Genomic DNA, 20,755 nt, shown 5'->3' with positions numbered 1-20,755 from the left:
GGCAATAGCAATAATATTTAACATTGAAGAGAAAGTCAGCCAAATTGAGAGCGACGAAGAAAAATAACCCTGTATCTAGTGGGAACATGGGGATTATCCTATCTGCATTAATTCCGGCGCCATGGAGAAAAATTTTATGCCGGCCAGATTTGGCATGAATGGCTTGAATGGATCATTCGGTATGCTGTCAATAGTAGATGGAGACAGGGGTGTGTGGGGTGTGTTCTGTATTGGAGCAAAAACAAAAAATAATTATTTCTGTTATCCTGTTTGTCACTTTTCTTTCTGTAGTAATAAATGAAATGAAGTTATGGAGTTCAATAAGTATTCAGAACCTCCGTGCCGTGATGGATATATCCGTTACAATACTTGAATTGGTGGCTGTATTTTTATGTGTACGGCACTTTCGCAAATATAACAACCCCTTCTTTAAATTTCAGGGCTTTGCCCTGGTTGTAGATATGGCGCATAAGGGATTACAGGAACTAGGCAATTTATATATCAATAATCATTTTCATAGCTTCCAGCCCATTAATCCAATAGCCACTGCTTCCATAAACTTAATAAATATGATTCTTTATCTGGTTGTCGTTCTATTGGCCTTATACGGGCTATTGCAATACAGGGAGGGCTGGGAGGAGGAAGATAAGGTAACTTTGACATATAGGTTTAACTTTTTGGTTGCAATCGTCCGGGGTAAGGGGCTGTTATGGCTGGTTATTATCGCAGCGCTGTTTCTTATAAACATGATATTCTTAATACTTGTGGTGGGTGCTGCTCCTATGGGTGCAATTGGAATAATCATTTGTTTTATTTTTACTGTCGCCATAATTATTAAACTCCCCGGCTTTTTCTTGTGCCTGTCTTTTATCAGGATTTATGAAAACAATATTTTCAAATATCTGGCTGTTATTTACATGATTCCGTTAGTTAGTATGATTATTACTTACCTCAATAGCAGCCTCGTTATTTGCCGGTTTTACTTCAATCCGCCTTTTTTCTTCAGAATTATTGAAGGCGCCTTTGACTCTATTTTAGCGTTTCAGGATATTACTATTGCTGTTTTGCTGGTTATTGCTCTTACTATATACAGGGTTAAGAAGAACAATATACAAACTCAGCAAAAATAGCAGGTAACCTATGTTATTGCAGTAATTATGACTGAAAGGAGAGGATTATCATAGGCAGGCATTTTCATGGTGTTTTTAGTATAGTGTTAATAAGCATATCTATAATTGTTGGGTTTCGAATTATATTATTGAAGTCGGTTTTAATGAGTGTTGTATATATGGGAGTTAGTTTGATAGGATTATTAGTCTTAGTATTCTCATTCTGTTCCAAGTGCCCCTGCAGGGTAAACGATTGCGGTCATGATTTATTTGGAAGAATAACTAAATTCCTTCCGGCAAGACATGAAATTGGATACAACTTTTGGGATTACTTGGGGGTAATAGTCCCGCTGGTATTTATTTTAGCATTCCCACAATTTTGGCTTTGGCAATATATTAATGTCGCAATTATTTTTTGGGCACTTTTTATACTGGCACTAATAGTAATACTAATGAAAGTGTGTCCAGGATGTAAAAATAATTATTGTCCTTTAAATAAAGGAGACGCCTGATGGATTTAAACATTATTGTAGGGTTGCTGCTGTTCATTGGAGTAGCTTATTATTTTTATGTTGGCCGGTTTTTCCATTCCGCTTCTTTACCTCGCTGCGATGGTTCTTGTTCGGCGGGGGAGGGGCACAATAGCAGGCCTGCTCCTTTTGCCTCACGCGGCCATTGCATTATACCTCCTTTTTTTACTTGAATCCTGGCTTACACCGCGGTTTTAAGAAAAAGTATTAAAAAATACGGGTCAGGGTTTCTAACTTTATTAAAAATGATATAATTATTATGGTTTGACCAAGGTATCTGGTGTGGTTAAATTGATATATCTTTTTAAATATGGCATTGGAGGTGTTACAAGTGGGAGATAAAAGTCCCAAGAAAAAGGAAAAAAAGAAGAAAAAAGCTGATAAGAAAGTTATTGTTCCAGCATCTTCGATTACGTCAGCAAACAAGTCTAAATAACTAATCTTGGGGTCTGGCATTGGCTTTGCTGCTTCCGATTAGAGTCATACCGGCAATGATCAGAATTCCTTCTGACAACTGCTGCCATCCCGGGTGTTCGCTTAACAAAATGACGGATAACAGCATTGACGTAAAAGGCATCATGCCCGAAAAAGCCGCGACGGTAAGCGCCCCGCACCGTTTAATGCCGGCATACCAGAAAATAAACGCCAGTGCTGTTACAAACAAGCCGTACCAGAGGAGTGTCAGCCATTCCTTGAAACCAATGCCTGCCAGTGACGGTAACGGGTGTTCAAACAGGGCGGGGATCAGGCATATAAACAGGGCGATTGCCGACACGATTGTGGTTTGGACTACCGGACTAACCGGTTCTTTCTGGCTGGTCTCAGTATTTAAAGCAGAAATGCGCGAAAAAATACTAAACAGCGATTCACATGCCGCAGCGCAAATCACCAGTATATTTCCCCAAAAATGTTCCATCGAAAAAGCGTTTGCCGGTGTCAGAAGTCCCTGGATTATTAAAATGCCGGTCACAGTGCTGAAAATGCCGGTAAGCTTTTTCCAACAAGCCGGCAGTAAAAACAACAGGGCGAAAAACATACTTGCGGCAGTGATTGTAAACGTTCCCAGCTTGCCGGAGACAAACCGCGCCGAGATGACACTGGCACCTGCAAGTGTGAAAGCGCAAAATAAGTAAACCGGCCCCTTCCATTCTTTCAAGAATACTCCCCCTGAAAGTCTTTTCTTTCATTTGTTTGGATGTTAAAATTCTATTTGCTGAACTGGCACTGGTAAAGCGCCAGTATAACGCTGATTTTTGCAGTCCAGTCGGGGGAGATAAGAAATATGTGGGGAATAGAATTAAACAGGCAAAGTGAGCTGCCGTTATGGCGTCAGATTTATCAGTCACTCAGTCACTCAGGGACCAAGCCGTAAACGGACAGTTAAGAGCGGGTGAGGCGCTTATTTCCACACGGCAGTTGGCAAAGGAACTGGCCGTTTCCCGTAATACCGTCTGCTTGGCCTATGAAATGTTGGCCGCCGAGGGCTTTGTTATAAACCGGCAGGGAGCTCCCACTCGCGTTGCGGAAGGGCTGCGCGTGGAAAAGCTGCCCGGTTCAGCGCCAGATGAAATAATCCCTCCACCCGTGTATACATTCCCGGCATGGGCCCGGGCAGCTATTTCAATCGCTTTGTTCAACATGTAGAAATCTCCTGCTTTTTTTTTGCAAAAACATTTATCCGCCGGAAAGTTTCAAAGCAAGTTTCATCCGGTTGTTTGGTTTTGTCAATCATTCTATGCAATACTTCGCTTCGGAAATTTTCCTTATCTGCATTTTCAACAAGCTTTAAGAACGGGACAATAGAAGGCTGATCAATCCATTTGATCATTTCGTCCTGGTTTTTAAAGTATCTGTCGGCGTTTTCTTCCCAAATTATTATTTCACTGAAACAGTGCTGCCCAATAATTTTTTTGTATTCGTCTATTCCTGGCATAAACCACGGCCATTCAAAGTCAACATAGTATCATTCAAAGTCAACATAGTATTTACTGAATGCAGGTTCAATCATTACCTGCGTAATGACCTCAAAAAAATTTGAACAATTTCCATCTCCAGCAAAATTAAAACGTAATATTCCGTTTTGCCTTAAAGCATGCCGGCAATTCTTTATAAGTCTCCCATGATCTTTAACCCAGTGCAAAACGGCATTGGAAAATATCAAATCAAATTCATTATCAAAATCTATCTTATTAATATCTACACACATAAAGGATAAATTTTTTTCTTCTAACTCTTTTGCAGCTTCAATCATTCCTGCAGATGCGTCAATACCCAATACACGGCCGTCCGGAACCAGACCGGCCAATTGTTTGGTCAATACTCCATCGCCGCAGCCAAGATCGAGGATGCTTTCCCTCCCAACAAGGTTCAGACCGGAAATTATTTTTGTTCCCCACTCTTTTTGGTGACCGGACGCTTTTTTGTATTTTTGACCGTCAAATTCAAAAATTTCCATTTTATTTCCCCCATTTGGAAGCATTTCCGCTGTTGGATTAAACACCAACCCGTCCGGGATGTGTCCAACGGTTTAAGAGCAGGTTGGCGAATGTCACAAACAGGGAAGCGGCCAGAGTTGGCCAGAATCCCGGAATCGTCACTCCCGGAATAATTTTGTCTGTCAACATTACCATCCAGGTGTTGATGATCAGCGTGAACAGTCCGAGGGTGATCATATTGACTGGCAGGGTGATCAGCAGCAGAAAAGGGCGGATAAGAACGTTAAGCAGTGTTAATACTGTTCCGGCCAACAGACCTGCCCATATACCGTTCAGGCCTGCTGACGGCAAAACCAGCGCAGCCGCATACAGGGCAAACGTATTGGCGATGATTTTAAGGATCAGTCTGTTCATCCAATTCACCCCGGTTTAATAAAAGTCTATAAATATCCTGATTCCGGCGGACCGTACCTCCGCCAAACGGAACCTGCCGTGCTTTCGCAGTTCCCGGAACAGCTGAAGACAGCCTGCTAACATTGATTCTACAGATATCCGGCCGGCGCCGGTTCCGCCCAAGTTACACCGCTTTAAGCCGCGTATCCACTTCGGAATAAGCAGGTCAAGCAGGCAAGCGAGATCAAGGAATGCGTCCAGGGTCAGGTCGGGGACGTACAGGGGGACGGGAATAACAATCCGCCGAAACCCGTCCCGGGATACTCTGACCAGCAGGAGTTGGCTTTGCAGTTTACTCCACTTTCCTTACATCGACTTCATCACCTTCCCATATTTCTGACCAGCAGGAGTTGGCTTTGCAGTTTACTCCACATATACCCCCACCCTTGTGTTTCCCTTTTCCGGATCTTCGCTTTCAATATCGGCCAGTTTCCCGTTCGCCAGACCCTGCTCAATGAGGTTCACCAGTTCCCCGAAGTCAATCTTGGAGATGTCCAGCCCCTTTCCCGCCATTTCCCGGCGTGCGTCGTCGGGAATAAAGTTCGTGGCCATACTGCCAAAATGGGAAGCTACTCTCAGCATGCTGAGCGGAATGTTGACGTTGACTTTGTCCTTGGCGCCGTCCACACGTACCCTTAGTTAGGAAACGGTCCTCAAGTTTTTTCCCCGGGACTGGGGCCCTGTTTACAGTGTCATCCAAAGCGTCCAGGAGTTCTACGCCTTCCTCAACAGAAATCTTTCCGTTCCGGAACATCTGCAGGATTCTGCTTTTTTCATCACTCATGATCATCTATCCCTTCTATAAGTTAATTTTATAGTATAGCTTTATTTTCCTGCTTTTCTCAGCAGCCTGGCGGCCTCCTGAGTGGAAATCTCTCCTTTTTCCAATGCCCCAAGTATTTCTTGCTTTTGAACCTTGTCTTCTCCATCATCCTGTTTTTGTACTTTGTAGCCAAGGGCCTGAATCACTCCATCCAGACGGTTGCGGACCGTGGGGTAGGAGATACCCAGTTCTTTTTCCACATCCTTTATATTGCCCCGGCATTTAAGAAAGACCTCAACGAATTCCTGCTGCTCAACCGGCAGCTTACAGAACCTGCAGGAAGTGAAACTGCCTTCGATCCGCGTTTGGCAATGGCTGCAGGTGAGGCTGCTGATCGTCATATCATGATTGCAGACGGGGCAGCAATTTGGCGCCTTATAGTTCATTTATTCACCCGCCTTATCTACTATAGTTTTACTACCTGAGGCTATCCTAATACAATCAATTAAGTATGTCAATACCATAATTAATATTAATAATATCATAATTAATATTATTAAGGTATTTAAAAAATACAGCGCTGAGCGCCCCGCATGTCCACTATCCAATAAAAGACGACCCGGCTCCTGGCAGGTGAATACAAAATGGCCACTGATCCCGTGTATTTGGATGGTATAATTAATAGGCCAATTGGCTGTTGTCAGTTTCTTGGGTGGTAAATATTCTTATTTCAAGTAATACGGTTCGAGGAGGGATAAGTATGGACTATGTTTTTGCCGAACGGGTCAGTCATATGGAGAGTTCGTTTATACGGGAGATATTGAAGGTTACGGAGCGGCCTGAAATGATCTCTTTTGCGGGTGGGATGCCGGCGCCGGAATTATTTCCGCTTAAAGAAATCAGGGACGCTTTTTGCCATGTATTAGAAAGTGGCGACCCTTCTGTACTGCAGTACAGCACAACGGAAGGCTTTTTACCTTTAAGGGAATATGTCAGCGTTAAGATGAGGGAAAAGAATATAGACGCAGGGCCGGATAATATCCTGATCACCAACGGTTCTCAGCAAGCCCTGGATTTGCTGGCGAAGCTTTTTATCAATCCCGGAGATGTAGTTTTAGTCGAGGAGCCGAGCTACCTGGGGGCGCTGCAGGTTTTTCGCAGCTACCAAACCCGTTTTGTGGCTGTGTCCACAGATGACGAAGGCACTGATGTGGAAGCGCTGGAATTGGCTATAAAGAGAAACAGGCCAAAATTAATCTACCTGACACCTACATTCAAGAATCCGACAGGTGTAACCACGAGTCTTCAAAGACGGCGCGCGGTTGCCGGTTTGCTGGAAAAATACAAGACGCCTTTGATTGAAGATGATCCTTACGGGGAGTTAAGATACGCCGGAGAGACGCTTCCACCGTTAAAGTCCTTTGACCGGTCAGGCTTTGTGATCTATTTGAGCACTTTTTCCAAAACTATTGCCCCGGGGATACGGCTTGGCTGGATTGCAGCCGGCCTGGAGCTGATTCGCAAACTAGCCCTGGCCAAACAAGGGACCGACCTGCATACGGGTACCCTGGTCCAGCGGGCTGTCCAGCGCTACCTGGATAACTCCGATGTGTCCGGCCATATTCAGGCCATCAGGACGGAGTACGGCCGGCGGCGGGATGTAATGCTGGAGGAGATAAAAAACAGCTTTCCGGATGGCGCTGCCTGGACCAGTCCGGAAGGGGGCATGTTTTTATGGGTCACTCTGCCGGAACATTACGATACGGTGCAGCTTATAAAAAAAGCCGTCGAAGAGAATGTAGCTTACGTGCCCGGCGCTCCTTTTTATCCCAATGGTGGCGGATTAAATAAAATGCGTCTTAATTATTCAAACTCCACCCCTGCGCAGATCAAAGAAGGAATTAAACGCCTGGCTCTTCTTTTGAAGGAATTTTAACTAATAGGTCAATGAAAAACCTCCGGTGGGGTATGGATTTTCTCCGGCGCTGAGAACCCGTTTAATAAACAGTCTGGAGGCTGAATTTGTGGAAATAAAGCTGGATCGTAAAAGTCCTGCGCCGCTGTACCTTCAAATAAGAAATCAGATCAGGAGGTTAATCCTGTCCCGGCGCCTGCAGGCAGGTTCTCGCCTGCCGCCGGAAAGAGAACTGGCTGGCGCACTGGGCGTGAACCGCAGTACAGTGGTTAACGCCTACCGTGAACTGGAAGCTGACGGACTGATCGAATCCTATGTCGGCAGGGGAACGACGGTAAAATTTATTCCACCCGGTGAGGAAGGGCAGGAGACGGACCTGGCTGTTCAGACCCCGGTCTGGAAGAGTTTTTACAGCAGGCAGGCTGCCAGGATGTTTAATCCGATAATCAGCAACATTCTGGATCTGGTTAACAGGGAGGATATCATATCCCTGGCTGTGGGGCTGCCCAGCAATGAATTCTATCCTCTAAAAGAATTTAACAGCATCATGTCCGGACTCATCTGTGAAAAAGGGCGTTATGTTTTTGGGCACGGGCCGACTGCCGGCCATTATCCTCTTCGTGAATACCTGGCTGGTTTTCTGAAAGAACGGGGAGTGGAGACCATGCCGGATAATAGCATGGTTCTTTCCGGTTCACAGCAGGGACTGGATTTGGCAGCCAAAGTTTTCTTGGAGCCCGGGGACGCATTGGTGGTGGAAGAGCCTTCGTACATGGGAGCGCTGCAGGTTTTTGCCGCCGCGGGGGCGCGCATACTTGGCGTACCGTTGGACGAGGAAGGTTTGCGGGTGGATATTTTGGAGCAGATTCTTTCCCGGTACCATCCTAAGTTCATCTACACACTGCCTACCTTTCAAAATCCCTCCGGAATAACGATGAGCATTTTACGGCGCAGGGAACTTTTAAAGCTGGCCTACCGCTTCCACGTGCCAATTTTGGAAGACGACCCTTATAGTGAGCTTTACTATGAAGGTGAAAGGATGCCCTCCCTTAAGTCAATGGATAATCACGGTTATGTTATCTACCTCAGCACGTTCTCAAAAATGCTTTTTCCGGGCCTGCGCCTGGGGTGGGTTGCGGCGCCCCCGGTTTTAGCCGGCCAGTTGGTGATGACAAAACAGCTTGATGACTTTCACGTCAATTCTCTTTCCCAGTGGGCAGTAAATGAGTTCTGCAGAAGGGGACTGCTTGAAAAGCATTTGATGAGAGTAAGAGAGGAGTACGCCGTAAAAAGAGATCTAATGCAGGCATCTTTAGAAGAACTGGCGCCGCCCGGTTTCCGGTGGAACCGGCCTGCAGGGGGTTACCACTTCTGGTGTAAGCTGCCCGAAGGGGTTAAAGCCGGAGCCTTGCTGGCCCGGACGATCGAGAAAAAGGCGGCTTTTGTGCCCAGTGACGCGTTTTTTGCCAACGGCGGCGGGACGAACAGGCTCCGCCTCAGCTTCAGCCGTTATCCCGGGGAGTTGATCAGGGAAGGCGTCCGGAGAATTTTTGAAGCCCTGGGCGAAATGTTTTGCCCGGGGGAGATGAGCGGGGAGGTACTCACCAGACAGGAGGTAAGACCGCTTGTTTGAAGAAGATGGCAGGGGAGAGAGTTTGTGAGCAATATAGCGGGATTTATTGGTTTTGAAGGCACGGGCAGGTTTGAAGATTGGGATTAACTGTAAATATCAGAATAACATGGAACAAAAATGAGTTTTCTTGATTGGGACTGAAATAGAGAGTGATTGCTATTGAATAATAATCATGCGGACCAAAGCAAAATCGTTTTTCTGTCATTAGCCCACCTTTTAAATGATTGGTATATGAATTACATTCAGACTTTGCTTCCATTTATGGTAGCTGCCGGACTGGGTATCAGCAAGGGAGCTTTTCTGATCTCCGCTTTTACAATCACATCCTCAATACTCCAGCCAGTTTTGGGTTACCTGACGGATCAAAAAAGCCAGCGCTGGATGGTTTATGTAGGCACCCTTTGGATGGCGGTATTGTTGAGCCTTGTAGGTGTGCTGAAAAACTATCCCCTCCTGCTGCTTGTTGCTGCCCTGGCTGGACTTGGCACGGCTGCCTTTCACCCACAGGCATCTTCTATGGTTTCAGCTGTCAGCGGTGAAAGAAAAGGGTTTTTTCAGGCTCTTTTTATTTCCGCTGGAAACATAGGCTGGGCGCTCACGCCGCTGATTGTTGTGCCTTTTACTCAGAAATACGGTCTTGCGCTTACCCCGCTATTTGTTCTCCCGGGTGTGATTGTCGCAATAAAGCTTTTTTTCACTGCGCCCAGGATTTCTGCCGAGAGAAAGTCCCCTCCCCCGATCTGGACCGTTCTGGGTACTGTTTGGGCTGATCTGGTCAGGGTAATGTTGGTTGTTGCCAGCCGTTCTCTGGCGTATTTCGGCCTGGTGGCTTTTTTACCACTTTACCTGCAGCATGAGCATATTTCTCTGTTAAGCGGCAGCCGCATGCTTTTTTTGATGTTGTTTTCAGGCGCAATGGGCGGGTTGGCAGGAGGTTATCTTTCCGATCTTGTCGGAAGAAGGGCTGTCATCATCAGTTCATTAATTGCAGCCAGTCCTCTTTTTTATCTTTTTCTCAACACCGGCAGCCCTTTAAATTACTTGTTCCTGATCCTTGCCGGAGCCTGCCTGATGGCGTCCTTTTCGGTAACTGTTGTGGTTGCTCAGGAGATTATTACCGGGAATGCCGCCATAGCGGCCGGGCTGACGCTCGGTTTTGGCATCGGCATTGGAGGTTTGGGCGTGGGTTTGGTTGGTTTGATGGCGGAAAAAGCAGGAATAGTCTTCGCTGTGCGATTTCTAATTTGCCTTCCCCTTTTAGCCGGGCTGTTTGGCCTGACTATTAAAAAGAAATAATGGGGGGCAGGCTGCGCTTTCGGCCAGGCCATTTTATGATTTTTTTCAGGATTCAGCACTCCCATTATCCAGAGCGGCGGCATGGGCGGCGCTGATGTTCAGAGAACAAGGCGGCGCTGCTCAAGGCCGGATACTTAAGTAAGTTAAGCAAAAAGGGAAATCAGAGAATTTTTGTTCGATTTTAAAGCCTACTCGTTTAATCATTTCATCCATTAGCCAGTCAAAGGTGCTGTATTCGTCGCGGATGTGAATTATAGTTTCCTCAGCCATCTCCTGGCCAACATTGTTAAGCATGCCGCTGACCCAGTTCTCAAATTTGCTTTGAAATTCCCCGATGGAAAAAGAAAACACTACATCGAATAAGAACAGCCTACCGCCGGGTTTGAGCATGTCGTACATGCGTTTAAGGGCGACAACTTTCCAGAAATCCGGAAGGTGATGCAGAGCGACAACAGAGACTATGGCATCCACAGGGGCTTCTTTGTGCTCATAGGTCAGGAAACCTGCGCAGTGAGGCTCAATATTGCTTAGCCCAGCCGCCCGGGCTTTTTCCAGACACCGGTTTAACATAGCCTGCGAAATATCTACCGCATATATCTTCCGGCATAACCGGGCCGTAGGAATTACGAACGCACCGGTTCCGCATCCGAAGTCAATCACCGTATGTTCCGGCTTCAATTCAAGCTTTTCCATGATCAAACGGGCATCTTTTTCGAAGTCACGGAACCTGGAGTGTTGTATATCATACTCAGCGGCGATTTTCGAATCAGTATAATCCACGCCGGCATTTTTTCGCTCGTCATAATACCACGAAGAGACCCCGGTTGTTTTATAATCCATAAATAGGCGCTCCTTTTTAATGCAAATCTTTTTTTTGATCCATTTAAACACGGTCTTCAATCCATAGTTTTATTTATACATAGTCCAAACTTACCTGTGATTAATATAACTTTCTTTTATCTTTTTTTGCAACAGTATATTAGCATAACAATTGAACAGGTCGTCCAATTCAAAAAGATTACTCATATGAAGGGAATGGGTATTCCTTTAAGAGTAATCAGGACTTTAATAGACAGCCGGACATCCCCGGAAGAGGCAACGGCCCTGTTGTTGGCCCACAGGGGGTTCTTGCAGAACCAAATAGATCTCTACAATAAGAGACTGGCAAAACTGGAATGGTTGCAAAAAAAAATGGAGGTGGAAAATTTGTCCGAAAGTAAAGGTTATGATATTTTCTTGAAGGATCTATTTGAAATATCCGTACGCTCTGTGAGAAAGACGCTGACATCATTTCTGCAGGAACTGCCTGCCCTTATTCTTTCAGTACAAGATGAAATTACCTCTAAGGGGGGGATGTGCGCTGGTCCGCCGGCTGTGCTTTATTACAATGAGGAGTTTAATCCGGACGAAGTAGATCTTGAAGTAGCTTGGCCTGTAAGCGATAAAAGTCTGGCGAACAACATACTTCCTGCTGGGGAAGCGGCGGCTGTGATGCACGTAGGCCCTTATAACACTCTTGAAAAAGCATATGAAGCTTTATTTGAGTGGGTAAACAAAAACGGTTACAAGGTCGTCTATCCAATAAGAGAAGTTTATTACAACGACCCCAAAAACACACCTGAGGACCAACTGGCTACAGAAATTATTTTGCCGGTTGTCCGCGCCTGAAGGTAGAACACAGAGTGAGGCAGGGAGTAATTTTCCTGCCTCACTCCAAACCTGTAACTGTGCGTTGCTTCGGAAATTAATCTTCTGCTTCAAGTTTGGAATGAAGTTGAAATTAAAGAGTTAGTTAAGATTATAAAAGACGGGTTAAGAATATTAGAAATTCATTTATTAACCTCATAGACATAGATTTACAATGGGGTATCCTTTTATCTGGTAGTATGGCTTTGCTTTGGAAGTAGGGGATGTAATACACTTTAAGAACCGTCCCCTTGTATTAAGAAAGGTGGATATTAGATGGGCAATCAGAATGAGGTTCGCAAAAACTTCGGACAGAGAGCTTCGGATTACAGGTACAGCTCTGACCACGGCAATCCGGTGGATCTGGAAAGGATGATCAATCTTATGAATCCTTCTCCGGATGATTCGGCGCTGGATGTTGCCATCGGCGGGGGACACACAGCCGTTGCTTTGGCCGGCTGCGTCAGGAAAGTAACGGCAGTTGACATAACCCGGGAGATGCTGGCGGAAGCAGAGGATATGTCAAGGCAAAATGGCGTGAGCAATATTGAATTTCGAATAGGGGATGTACATGAATTAAATTTCCCCGATGATCAATTTGATATTGTTGCCTCAAGATTTGCTGCACATCATTTTTTCGAAATCAAGAAGGCTCTTCGGGAAATGTGCAGGGTGTTGAAACACGGAGGAAAGTTTTATATTCTTGACTGCTCGGTAGTCGACGGGAATGAGTCCGAGCAGGAATTCAACCGCATCGAACTACTGAGAGACAGTTCGCACCAGTGCTCCTATTCGCCTCGTTTGTGGAAACAGTTTTTGGAGGACTTGCCCCTGATTGTTCAGCACACTGCCCTTTACAAAGAACAATACAGGCTGCCGCAGTATTTTGAGCGGATGGGAACAAGCCAAAGCGTACAGCAGGAAATCTTTCGCATATTGAATAGCCTTTCCGCCGATTGCAAAAGCCATTATCCTTTCGGTGAGGATTATATAACAACTTATCGCTTCGAAATTTTGGCAAGCAAGGTCTGACAAAGATATAGCTTACCGGTTGAAAGGTTTTTTTATGAAGGCTTCGTCGCAAAGTTGTTTTCGCCGAAAGATAACGGCAAAGAGTTCTGGCTCATGAGCGTGGATCTAACAAGCTCAAAACTGCAGACGTCCAGGGGAATTACTGTCGGATCTATCCTGGCCCAGCTGAAAGAGGTGTACAAAGGCATCGAAAAAATCCCGGACGGCAGAACTGACGACAATAACTGCGCATACCGGGTCGGCGGGGAGGCGGCAGAATATAAGATTATAACTTTTGAAGTGGAAAAGGGAATTGTAAAAGAAATAAAGCTCTTCGTAGAGCTTTCATAAACCCCTTTAAAAAAAGTACACCCCCAAATATTAGATCTGTCCAACATTTGGGGTGCACTTCATAATGCCTGAAAGACTTTCTTACAGCAGTTTTTTCTTAGAAGTCCCTTTCTGCCACGCCTTTTAACCGAGAATCGTTTTCAAATCTGCTTCAGGTGTGCTAATGGGCTTAATGTCAAATTTCTCAACCAACACACTCAATACATTGGGGGAGATAAAAGCCGGCAGTGACGGGCCAAGGTAGATATTTTTTATGCCCAGCGACAGGAGCGTCAACAGTATGCAGACGGCTTTCTGCTCAAACCAGGAGAGCATGAACGTCAGCGGCAAATCATTGACCCCGCACTTGAACGCATCGGCAAGAGCAATAGCAACCCGGATCGCTGAGTACGCGTCATTGCACTGCCCCATATCCATAATGCGGGGGAAGCCGCCTATTTGACCTAAGTCAAGGTCGTTAAAACGGTATTTGCCGCAGGCAAGGGTCAAGATGATTGTATCGCCGGGAGCCTTTTTAACAAACTCGGTATAGTAGCTCCTGCCGGCCTTTGCGCCATCGCAGCCGCCCACAAGGAAAAAATGCTTAATTGCGCCGGCTTTGACCGCTTCAATCACTTTATCCGCCGCGCCCAGCACAGTATTTCGGGCAAACCCGGTCAGCAGTTCGGATCCGCCGTTGATCCCCGTCAGCTTTTTATCTTCATCCCAGCCGCCCAGTTCAAGCGCCTTGTCAATTACCGGTGTAAAATCCTTTGTATGGTCTTTTTCAGTTATATGTTTGATTCCCGGATAGCCAACCACAGAAGTGGTGAAGATCCTGTCCGCATAGGAAGATTTTGGCGGCATAATGCAGTTGGTTGTATATATAACTGGCGCCGGTATACCGTCAAATTCCTTCTGCTGGTTCTGCCAGGCAGTTCCGAAGTTGCCCTTAAGGTGCAAGTATTTCTTCAACTCCGGGTATCCGTGCGCCGGCAGCATTTCGCTGTGGGTATAGATATTTATACCCTTATCCATAGTCTGTTCCAATAACTGCTTCAGGTCCAGCAGGTCATGGCCGGTAATAACTATAAACGGCCCTTTTTCTATTGTAGTAGTAACCTTTACCGGCACGGGATGTCCGTATGCCGAAGTGTTGGCCTCGTCAAGCAGGGCCATGCATTTAAGATTTACCTGCCCGAACTCCATGATCAGACCCAGCCATTCCTCAATTGAGTGTTCCTGGCCGATGGCGCGCATACCTTTATAAAACCATGAAATAACCTCATCGTCTTTCTTGCCGAGCACATAAGCATGCCAGGCATAAGCCGCCATGCCGCGCAGGCCGAACAGCAATGTTGAGCGAAGGGATACTATGTCCGTATCCCCTTGCCACAGTTCACTGGCCGGAGGTTCTTCAGCGCCTCCCAATTTTTCTTTTTCATTCTGGACCAGACTTTTGAGCTCAGTAATTCTTTCAATGTCAAAGTTAACATTGGTTACTGATGCAAAAAGTCCCTGCATCATCAGCTCATCTGTTTCCCTGCCTGGTTTATTGACCTGCGCTGCCCGGTCAAGTCCTATCAGAGCGCAGGTAAGCTCATCATGCTTGATGGCAACATCCGGCTTTTTACCGCACACGCCTGAATTGGTGCACCCTTTTCCGCCTGCGGTCTGCTCGCACTGAAAACAAAACATTTTGTTCATTTGATGACCTCCTCGTATAATTTAGATTGTTTTTTACTTCACACATTGAAGCTCTATTTTCCCTTATACGCTTATCACTTCTGACTATCACCAAGAATGCAGCCGTCGATAGTAATGATAACAACGCTCAGTGGTATAATCTTTCCGCTGTCAGCCAATGCCTGTTTAACCATGTTTGCGATCCCGCTGCAGCAGGGTACTTCCATACGGAGCACAATAACACTTCTTATTTCATGTGCTTTAAATATCTCTGTCATTTTCTTTGCGTAATTTTCATTATCCAGCTTCGGGCAGCCGATGATAGTAATTTTGCCGCTCATGAAATGATTATGGATGTTATGGTAGGCATAAGCTGTACAGTCTGCCGCCACGAGCAGATGTGCGTTATCGAAATAGGGGGCGTTAACTGGCACAAGCTTTATTTGACAGGGCCATTGACGAAGCTGTGATCCGCTTAATACAGTATCTCTTGCAGGAACGGTTATTGCCTCATCTTTTCTTTCTATTGTCCTGGCCTCTATGCCGGCACATCCGCAGGCTAATTTTTCCTGTATGGAATTAACCCTAGTTTCTAAATGCTTCTTAACAGCTTCTTCATCAAACGCTTCAGCCTCACGATCTTCAAAGATAATTGCTCCTGTGGGGCACGCCGGCAGGCAAGCCCCCAGTCCGTCACAATAAATGTCCGAAACAAGCCTTGCTTTGCCCTCTACAAGCTGTAAAGCTCCCTCGTGACAGGCGTCAATGCAAAGTCCGCACCCGTTGCATCTGTCGTCATCTATTTTGATGATTTTTCTTTTCACTGAAAGATACCCCCTTTCTTTTTCCTTTGTGCTTGCAGCTTAATTTTATTATAATAAAAACAAAAAAACGGTAACCTCAGTTACCAAAAACACGAGGTATAAAAAATGTTTGATAAATCAATGAAAACACTTTTAACATGCAGGTTGTTTAAGGGAATGAATAATGCTGAATTGATGAGCGTTCTTACCTGCCTGAATCCGAAAGTCTGCAGCTATAAAAGAAACGAGCCGGTCGCAATGGAAGGCGATCAATTAACAGGTCTGGGGATAGTCCTTGCAGGAGATATCGTAATCACCAGGGAGAACGCAGTCGGCGACCGGATAATCATAGCAATGAACGGGCCTGGAGAAATGTTTGGTGAAATAGCCGCATTTGCGGGTAGTTTTAGATGGCCTGATACAATTATAGCGCGTGAAGCTTGCGAGGTAATGTATCTGCCAGGTGAAAAGATAGTCGGCAGTTGTGCAAATGCATGTGCCAGTCATAAGCTGATGATAGCAAATATACTTAAAATAATATCTTTAAAAGCTCTTATGCTGAACAGAAAAATTGATTATTTGATGATCAAAAACATGCGTGGAAAGGTCTGCGCTTTCCTGTTCGAGCAGTTTAAAAAACAGGGTAAGCAAACTTTTGTCATGCCGCTGAAGCGAAATGAACTTGCAGACTTTTTAAATGTATCCCGGCCTTCTCTTTCACGTGAGATGGGGAAACTAAGGGATGATGGAATTATTGATTTTCACAGGGCTTCGATAAAAATCAAAGACCTGAATACCCTGAAGACTTTAGCAGAATAGACAGCTGGAAGTTTTATAATAATTAAGGAAGTACTGGATTAGATGAATGTAGAAAAGATTAAAAACATCTGCTGCCTGGGGACGGGCACAATGGGTCATGGCATTGCCCTCGTCTTTGCAGCAGCAGGTTATCAGGTTCGTATGTTTGGCCGTTCAGATGATAGCATAAAGCGCGGTTTTAGTAATATTGAGGCCGCACTTGAAATTTTCTGTAAAAATGGTTTGGTTCAGAAAGTGATTATTCCTGAGATATTAGGGCGGGTTAAAGGTGTCACAGCCATGGAACAAGCCGCAGAAAACGCGGATTTTGTTATTGAATCAGTTGCCGAAGATCTCGCTGTCAAGCAGGAGATCTTTGCGGAGATGGAAAAACTTTGCCCACCGGATACGATATTGGCAACCAATACTTCCGGTTTAAGCCCGACTGCCATAGCTGACGTTTTAGAACATAAGGAACGTTTTGTCGTTGCTCATTTCTGGAATCCGCCTTATTTATTGCCGCTTGTTGAGGTAGTCCCGGCAGAGTACACAGTGAAGCATGTAGTTGACACAACCTGGCAGCTGATGGATAAAATCGGTAAAAAACCGGTATTATTAAACCGTGAGGCACTGGGTTTTATCGGTAACCGTCTTCAATTGGCGCTGCTTCGTGAAGCGCTGTATATTGTGGAATCAGGCATTGCAACCAAAGAAGCAGTTGATACAACCGTTAAATACAGCTTTGGACGCCGTTTGTCAACGACCGGCCCGCTTGAAAGCACAGATCTTGGCGGTTTGGATATTTTCTATAACATTTCTAAGTATCTTTTAAAAGATCTGTGCAGCAGCACAATTCCTTCACTGATATTAAAGGCTGCGGTTGAAAAGGGAAATCTGGGTTCGAAAACAGGCACAGGCCTGTACGAATGGACGCCGGAAAAATTGGAAAACGTTAAAGTTGCCCGTGACAAGCATCTAATTGAATGGCTGAAAAAAGATAAGGAAATGCAAATAGATATACTATCTCAGGAACAAAGTTAAAGTCGTCCCTTATCTTCTCTTAATACCCATTTAATCCCGCGCTTCAAAGGGAGCGACACCCCTTCTATAATTATTGGTTCGGATAAATTGTTTCAAATGCCGGTTCCTGAGTCCCGCGTTTCCTTCAATAATAGCTGCAGAAGCTGTCCGGCATTGCCTTGTTCCCTCCAGAACAAGCAGGGGAAACACTCCCCGGCATCTTCCAAGATCACCGTAGGTTTTGGCTGCGAAAAACACCGGCAACACCCAGCAGCACCAACAACATACTTGCAATTGTCCAAACCCCTACAGGTTCGTGAAGGATAAACCAGCCCAAAAACACTGCTATCACCGGGTTTACATAAGCATAAGTCGCGACAATGTTTGCAGGCAGTAACCTTATTGCCTTTAAGAACGAGGTAGAGGCAAAGATGGATCCAACCACCAGCAGATACCCCCATGCCCACCAGGCTTCAAAGGAGGAAAAACAAATTGTCAATCTGTATTTCTGCTGACAAAATTCTTTACGACTTCCTGGCGTCTAAAAGCGATGTGGAAACATCCTTTAACCGTGTGCCCGACCAGGCTGTAAAGTGCGGTTTCGGCATGCAGGGGGTATGCTGCCGGCTTTGCTCCAACGGACCATGCCGGATAATTCCCAAATCACCCCGGGGTGTATGCGGCGCTAGCCCTGACACCATGGTAGCCAGGAACTTCCTGCGGGCAGTGGCGGCGGGAGCGGCCTGTTACCTGCACATTGTCGAAAATGCTGCTGTTAACTTGGGTGAAATTGGCCGGGGCAATTCCGACCTGCCTTTAAAGGGGGTCTCCCTTTTGCATGAACTGGCCGAGCGCCTTGGAGTTGTCGGAACTAATGCAAAAGAAAAAGCAGTAAACCTGTCTGTCATGGTGCTGGCGGATTTATACCGCCCCCGCAGTGAGAAAATGCAGCTGGTCAAGAAACTGGCCTACGGGCCGCGCTATGAAAAATGGACAGAGCTGGGCATCCTGCCCGGCGGCGCCAAGTCAGAGGTTTTTGACGCCCTGGTTAAGAGCAGCACCAATTTATCCAGCGACCCTGTCGACATGCTGCTGCACTCCCTGCGCCTGGGCATTGCCACCGGTTTATACGGGCTTGCCATGACCAACCGGATTAACGACATCATCTGGGGAGAGCCTGAAATCAGACTGGCCAAAGCCGGTTTCGGAGTAGTCGACCCGGATTATATAAATGTTATGGTTACCGGCCATCAGCAGTCCCTGATTGGCATTCTGCAGGACGCCCTGTCGTCTCCCGCGGCTGAGTCCATGGCCAAAGCAGCCGGGGCTAAAGGTTGCAAAATTGTCGGCTCCACGTGCGTCGGCCAGGATATGCAGCTGCGGGGAGCGCACTGCGGGGATGTTTTTGCCGGCCACACCGGGAACAACTTCACCAGCGAGGCGCTGATCGCCACAGGGGCCATTGACCTGGTGGTGTCGGAATTCAACTGCACCCTGCCGGGAATTGAAACTGTCTGCGACCAGATGCATATGCCGCAGTTCTGCCTGGATGATGTGTCAAAGAAACAAAATGCCGAATACCTGCCTTTCAACCTGAAAGACCGCCATAAAATTGCCGGGAGAATTATAGAGGCGGGCGCACAAAGTTATGCGGCCAGGCGTAAAAACATTGCCATAGATGTACCTGTCCACGGCTATGACGACGTGCTCACCGGTCTGAGTGAAAAAACCCTGAAAAACTTCCTGGGTGGCAGTTACAAGCCGCTTATAGATCTTATCGTCGCTGGTAAAATAAAAGGCATCGCCGCCGTGGTGGGGTGTTCCAACCTTACCGCCGGCGGGCACGATGTCTTTACAGTAGGGATGACCAGGGAATTAATCAAACGCGACATTATCGTCCTTTCAGCCGGCTGCACCAGCGGCGCCCTGGAAAATGTCGGTTTAATGTCACCTTCAGCGGCGGAACAAGCCGGGCCAAACCTGAAAGAAATCTGCCGGCAGCTGGGAATACCCCCTGTGCTGAATTTTGGACCTTGCCTGGCCATCGGCCGCCTGGAGGAAACAGCGGCTGACATCGCGGCGGAATTGGGCGTAGATTTACCGCAGCTGCCCCTGGTTCTCTCAGCGCCCCAGTGGCTGGAAGAACAAGCGCTGGCGGACGGCGCCTTCGGCCTGGCCCTTGGGCTCAGCCTGCACCTGGCCATTCCGCCCTTTGTTACTGGCAGCGAAATGGTTACCAGGGTACTGACGGCTGACCTTGAGCAGTTAACCGGCGGCCGCGTTATTGTAGACGGCGATATTATCTCAACAGTCAACCAGTTGGAAGCGGTTATCAACGACAAAAGATCAGGCCTGGGCCTGTAAGAGGTGAATAAAAGATGAAAAGGATATTCATTAAGCCGGAATTGTGCGAAGAGTGCAAGAATTGTCAGGTAGCCTGCCTGGCGGAACACAGCCCGTCCCGTTCGGTATGGTTTGTAAACTTATCCGATCAGGGCAGCCAGCCGCGCAACTTTGTTGAACTGAACAACGAAGGGCGGCCCGTACCTCTATCCTGCCGGCAGTGTGACGAACCGGAATGTGTTAACGCCTGCGTTTCAGGAGCGCTTCAAAGAGATCCCGCAACCGGTCTGGTCGTCCATAATCAAAAACAGTGCGCCAGTTGCTGGATGTGCGTAATGTCCTGTCCCTACGGCATGATTTTGCCGGATGCCAGAGAAAACAAGATTGCAATAAAATGTGACTTTTGCGCCGACCGGGGCACGCCGCGCTGCGTCGAAGCCTGTCCTACCGGAGCAATCTCTTTAATCGAGGCGCCGTCGCCGGGCGCAGACGGAGGGTATTACGTTCTGACGGGGGGTGTTAATCCGCAAATAGAAGGTTCCCAAACGGGAGCATTATTCTCAAGTTAAATAATCTGCAAACAAATGGAATGCTGAAGCAAAGGTTACTATTCACAGTCCTATTTAATTTCCATTCATGACATAGAATGTTCTTTATCAAATAAATAACATCACCTATTCAATAGAGAAAAGGATAAAAGCGCGGCAAACGCAACATCAAAAGAAATAAATGCCGCGCTTTTTTTGATTACAATTTTTTAAAAAAGCAGGACTCCAACCATCCGATGTCGAATATTGCATTATGAAAATCGCGGTGGAAGGAAATTCGTATGGAATATCGGACAAGGCCTGAAATAACAGAAGATAAGGTTGAACAGATCAGGGGCATCATCGCCGAAAATCCTGAATGGAACCGAACAAGGATATCGCAGCACATATGCCGGA

The 20,755-nt window shown here is 46.4% G+C and carries 19 protein-coding genes and 2 pseudogenes; 12 read left to right on the top strand and 9 right to left on the bottom strand.

Features of this window, described 5'->3' with window-relative positions; genetic code table 11:
- The first annotated feature begins 218 nt into the window (after positions 1-218).
- Positions 219-1,130 (top strand): hypothetical protein, encoded by a 912-nt coding sequence (locus DEH07_04520; GenBank protein HBY03799.1) that lies wholly within the window; start codon positions 219-221, stop codon positions 1,128-1,130.
- 945 nt (positions 1,131-2,075) lie between these two features.
- Here DEH07_04520 and DEH07_04515 read toward each other — a convergent pair.
- On the bottom strand, positions 2,076-2,795 hold the full coding sequence (locus DEH07_04515) for an EamA family transporter (GenBank protein HBY03798.1): 720 nt from the start codon (positions 2,793-2,795) through the stop codon (positions 2,076-2,078).
- Positions 2,796-2,921: 126 nt separating this feature from the next.
- Between DEH07_04515 and DEH07_04510 the strand changes: the two are divergent.
- Positions 2,922-3,283, top strand: a pseudogene (locus DEH07_04510) (hypothetical protein).
- Here the strand turns inward: DEH07_04510 and DEH07_04505 are convergent.
- The 4 genes and pseudogenes from DEH07_04505 to DEH07_04490 all read right to left on the bottom strand — a co-directional run bounded on the left by DEH07_04505 (position 3,273) and on the right by DEH07_04490 (position 5,736).
- A pseudogene (locus tag DEH07_04505) lies at positions 3,273-4,094 on the bottom strand (methyltransferase type 11). The pseudogenes DEH07_04510 and DEH07_04505 sit on opposite strands and share 11 nt — an antisense overlap.
- A gap of 37 nt (positions 4,095-4,131) precedes the next feature.
- Positions 4,132-4,488, bottom strand: a complete 357-nt coding sequence (locus tag DEH07_04500) for a hypothetical protein (GenBank protein HBY03797.1) — start codon at positions 4,486-4,488, stop codon at positions 4,132-4,134.
- A gap of 402 nt (positions 4,489-4,890) precedes the next feature.
- Positions 4,891-5,154 carry a hypothetical protein gene (locus tag DEH07_04495; GenBank protein ID HBY03796.1) on the bottom strand — a complete coding sequence of 88 codons (264 nt, stop codon included), beginning with the start codon at positions 5,152-5,154 and terminating at the stop codon, positions 4,891-4,893.
- Positions 5,155-5,352: 198 nt separating this feature from the next.
- Positions 5,353-5,736 (bottom strand): hypothetical protein, encoded by a 384-nt coding sequence (locus tag DEH07_04490; GenBank protein HBY03795.1) that lies wholly within the window; start codon positions 5,734-5,736, stop codon positions 5,353-5,355.
- A gap of 314 nt (positions 5,737-6,050) precedes the next feature.
- Here DEH07_04490 and DEH07_04485 point away from each other — a divergent pair, with 314 nt between their 5' ends.
- From DEH07_04485 to DEH07_04475, 3 genes are all read left to right on the top strand, one after another.
- Positions 6,051-7,226 (top strand): aminotransferase, encoded by a 1,176-nt coding sequence (locus DEH07_04485; GenBank protein ID HBY03794.1) that lies wholly within the window; start codon positions 6,051-6,053, stop codon positions 7,224-7,226.
- A gap of 25 nt (positions 7,227-7,251) precedes the next feature.
- Positions 7,252-8,838 (top strand): PLP-dependent aminotransferase family protein, encoded by a 1,587-nt coding sequence (locus DEH07_04480; protein HBY03793.1) that lies wholly within the window; start codon positions 7,252-7,254, stop codon positions 8,836-8,838.
- 231 nt (positions 8,839-9,069) lie between these two features.
- Positions 9,070-10,134: an MFS transporter gene (locus tag DEH07_04475; GenBank protein HBY03792.1), complete on the top strand. Its 1,065-nt coding sequence runs from the start codon at positions 9,070-9,072 to the stop codon at positions 10,132-10,134.
- 120 nt (positions 10,135-10,254) lie between these two features.
- On the opposite strand, the gene DEH07_04470 is transcribed toward DEH07_04475, so the two are convergent.
- Positions 10,255-10,974, bottom strand: coding sequence for a class I SAM-dependent methyltransferase (locus DEH07_04470; GenBank protein ID HBY03791.1), 720 nt, complete (start codon positions 10,972-10,974; stop codon positions 10,255-10,257).
- 186 nt (positions 10,975-11,160) lie between these two features.
- Here DEH07_04470 and DEH07_04465 point away from each other — a divergent pair, with 186 nt between their 5' ends.
- The 3 genes from DEH07_04465 to DEH07_04455 all read left to right on the top strand — a co-directional run bounded on the left by DEH07_04465 (position 11,161) and on the right by DEH07_04455 (position 13,182).
- Positions 11,161-11,802: a hypothetical protein gene (locus DEH07_04465; GenBank protein HBY03790.1), complete on the top strand. Its 642-nt coding sequence runs from the start codon at positions 11,161-11,163 to the stop codon at positions 11,800-11,802.
- Positions 11,803-12,096: 294 nt separating this feature from the next.
- Entirely contained in the window at positions 12,097-12,852 is a 756-nt protein-coding gene (locus DEH07_04460) for a methyltransferase (protein ID HBY03789.1), read from the top strand.
- A 54-nt stretch (positions 12,853-12,906) separates the two neighbouring features.
- Positions 12,907-13,182, top strand: coding sequence for a hypothetical protein (locus DEH07_04455; GenBank protein HBY03788.1), 276 nt, complete (start codon positions 12,907-12,909; stop codon positions 13,180-13,182).
- Positions 13,183-13,305: 123 nt separating this feature from the next.
- Here the strand turns inward: DEH07_04455 and DEH07_04450 are convergent, their stop codons facing one another.
- On the bottom strand, positions 13,306-14,868 hold the full coding sequence (locus DEH07_04450) for a hydroxylamine reductase (protein ID HBY03787.1): 1,563 nt from the start codon (positions 14,866-14,868) through the stop codon (positions 13,306-13,308).
- Between the two features lie 74 nt (positions 14,869-14,942).
- Positions 14,943-15,671 (bottom strand): ferredoxin, encoded by a 729-nt coding sequence (locus tag DEH07_04445; protein ID HBY03786.1) that lies wholly within the window; start codon positions 15,669-15,671, stop codon positions 14,943-14,945.
- A gap of 105 nt (positions 15,672-15,776) precedes the next feature.
- Here DEH07_04445 and DEH07_04440 point away from each other — a divergent pair, with 105 nt between their 5' ends.
- Positions 15,777-16,469, top strand: coding sequence for a transcriptional regulator (locus DEH07_04440; GenBank protein HBY03785.1), 693 nt, complete (start codon positions 15,777-15,779; stop codon positions 16,467-16,469).
- Between the two features lie 42 nt (positions 16,470-16,511).
- Positions 16,512-17,489, top strand: a complete 978-nt coding sequence (locus DEH07_04435) for a 3-hydroxybutyryl-CoA dehydrogenase (GenBank protein ID HBY03784.1) — start codon at positions 16,512-16,514, stop codon at positions 17,487-17,489.
- Between the two features lie 208 nt (positions 17,490-17,697).
- Here DEH07_04435 and DEH07_04430 read toward each other — a convergent pair whose 3' ends face one another.
- Positions 17,698-17,967 (bottom strand): hypothetical protein, encoded by a 270-nt coding sequence (locus DEH07_04430; protein HBY03783.1) that lies wholly within the window; start codon positions 17,965-17,967, stop codon positions 17,698-17,700.
- Here DEH07_04430 and cooS point away from each other — a divergent pair.
- Together cooS and DEH07_04420 are read left to right on the top strand one after the other, a co-directional pair.
- Positions 17,928-19,832: a carbon-monoxide dehydrogenase catalytic subunit gene (gene cooS, locus DEH07_04425; GenBank protein HBY03782.1), complete on the top strand. Its 1,905-nt coding sequence runs from the start codon at positions 17,928-17,930 to the stop codon at positions 19,830-19,832. The two genes, DEH07_04430 and cooS, sit on opposite strands and share 40 nt — an antisense overlap.
- Before the next feature lie 14 nt (positions 19,833-19,846).
- The gene (locus DEH07_04420; GenBank protein HBY03781.1) at positions 19,847-20,380 is read left to right on the top strand and encodes a 4Fe-4S ferredoxin; all 534 of its coding nucleotides are present in this window, start codon (positions 19,847-19,849) and stop codon (positions 20,378-20,380) included.
- Positions 20,381-20,755: the final 375 nt, after the last annotated feature.

Origin of the sequence: Desulfotomaculum sp., from assembly GCA_003513005.1 — a bacterium.
Classification (GTDB): domain Bacteria; phylum Bacillota; class Desulfotomaculia; order Desulfotomaculales; family Nap2-2B; genus 46-80.
This window is presented reverse-complemented; position numbering and strand designations above follow the sequence as displayed.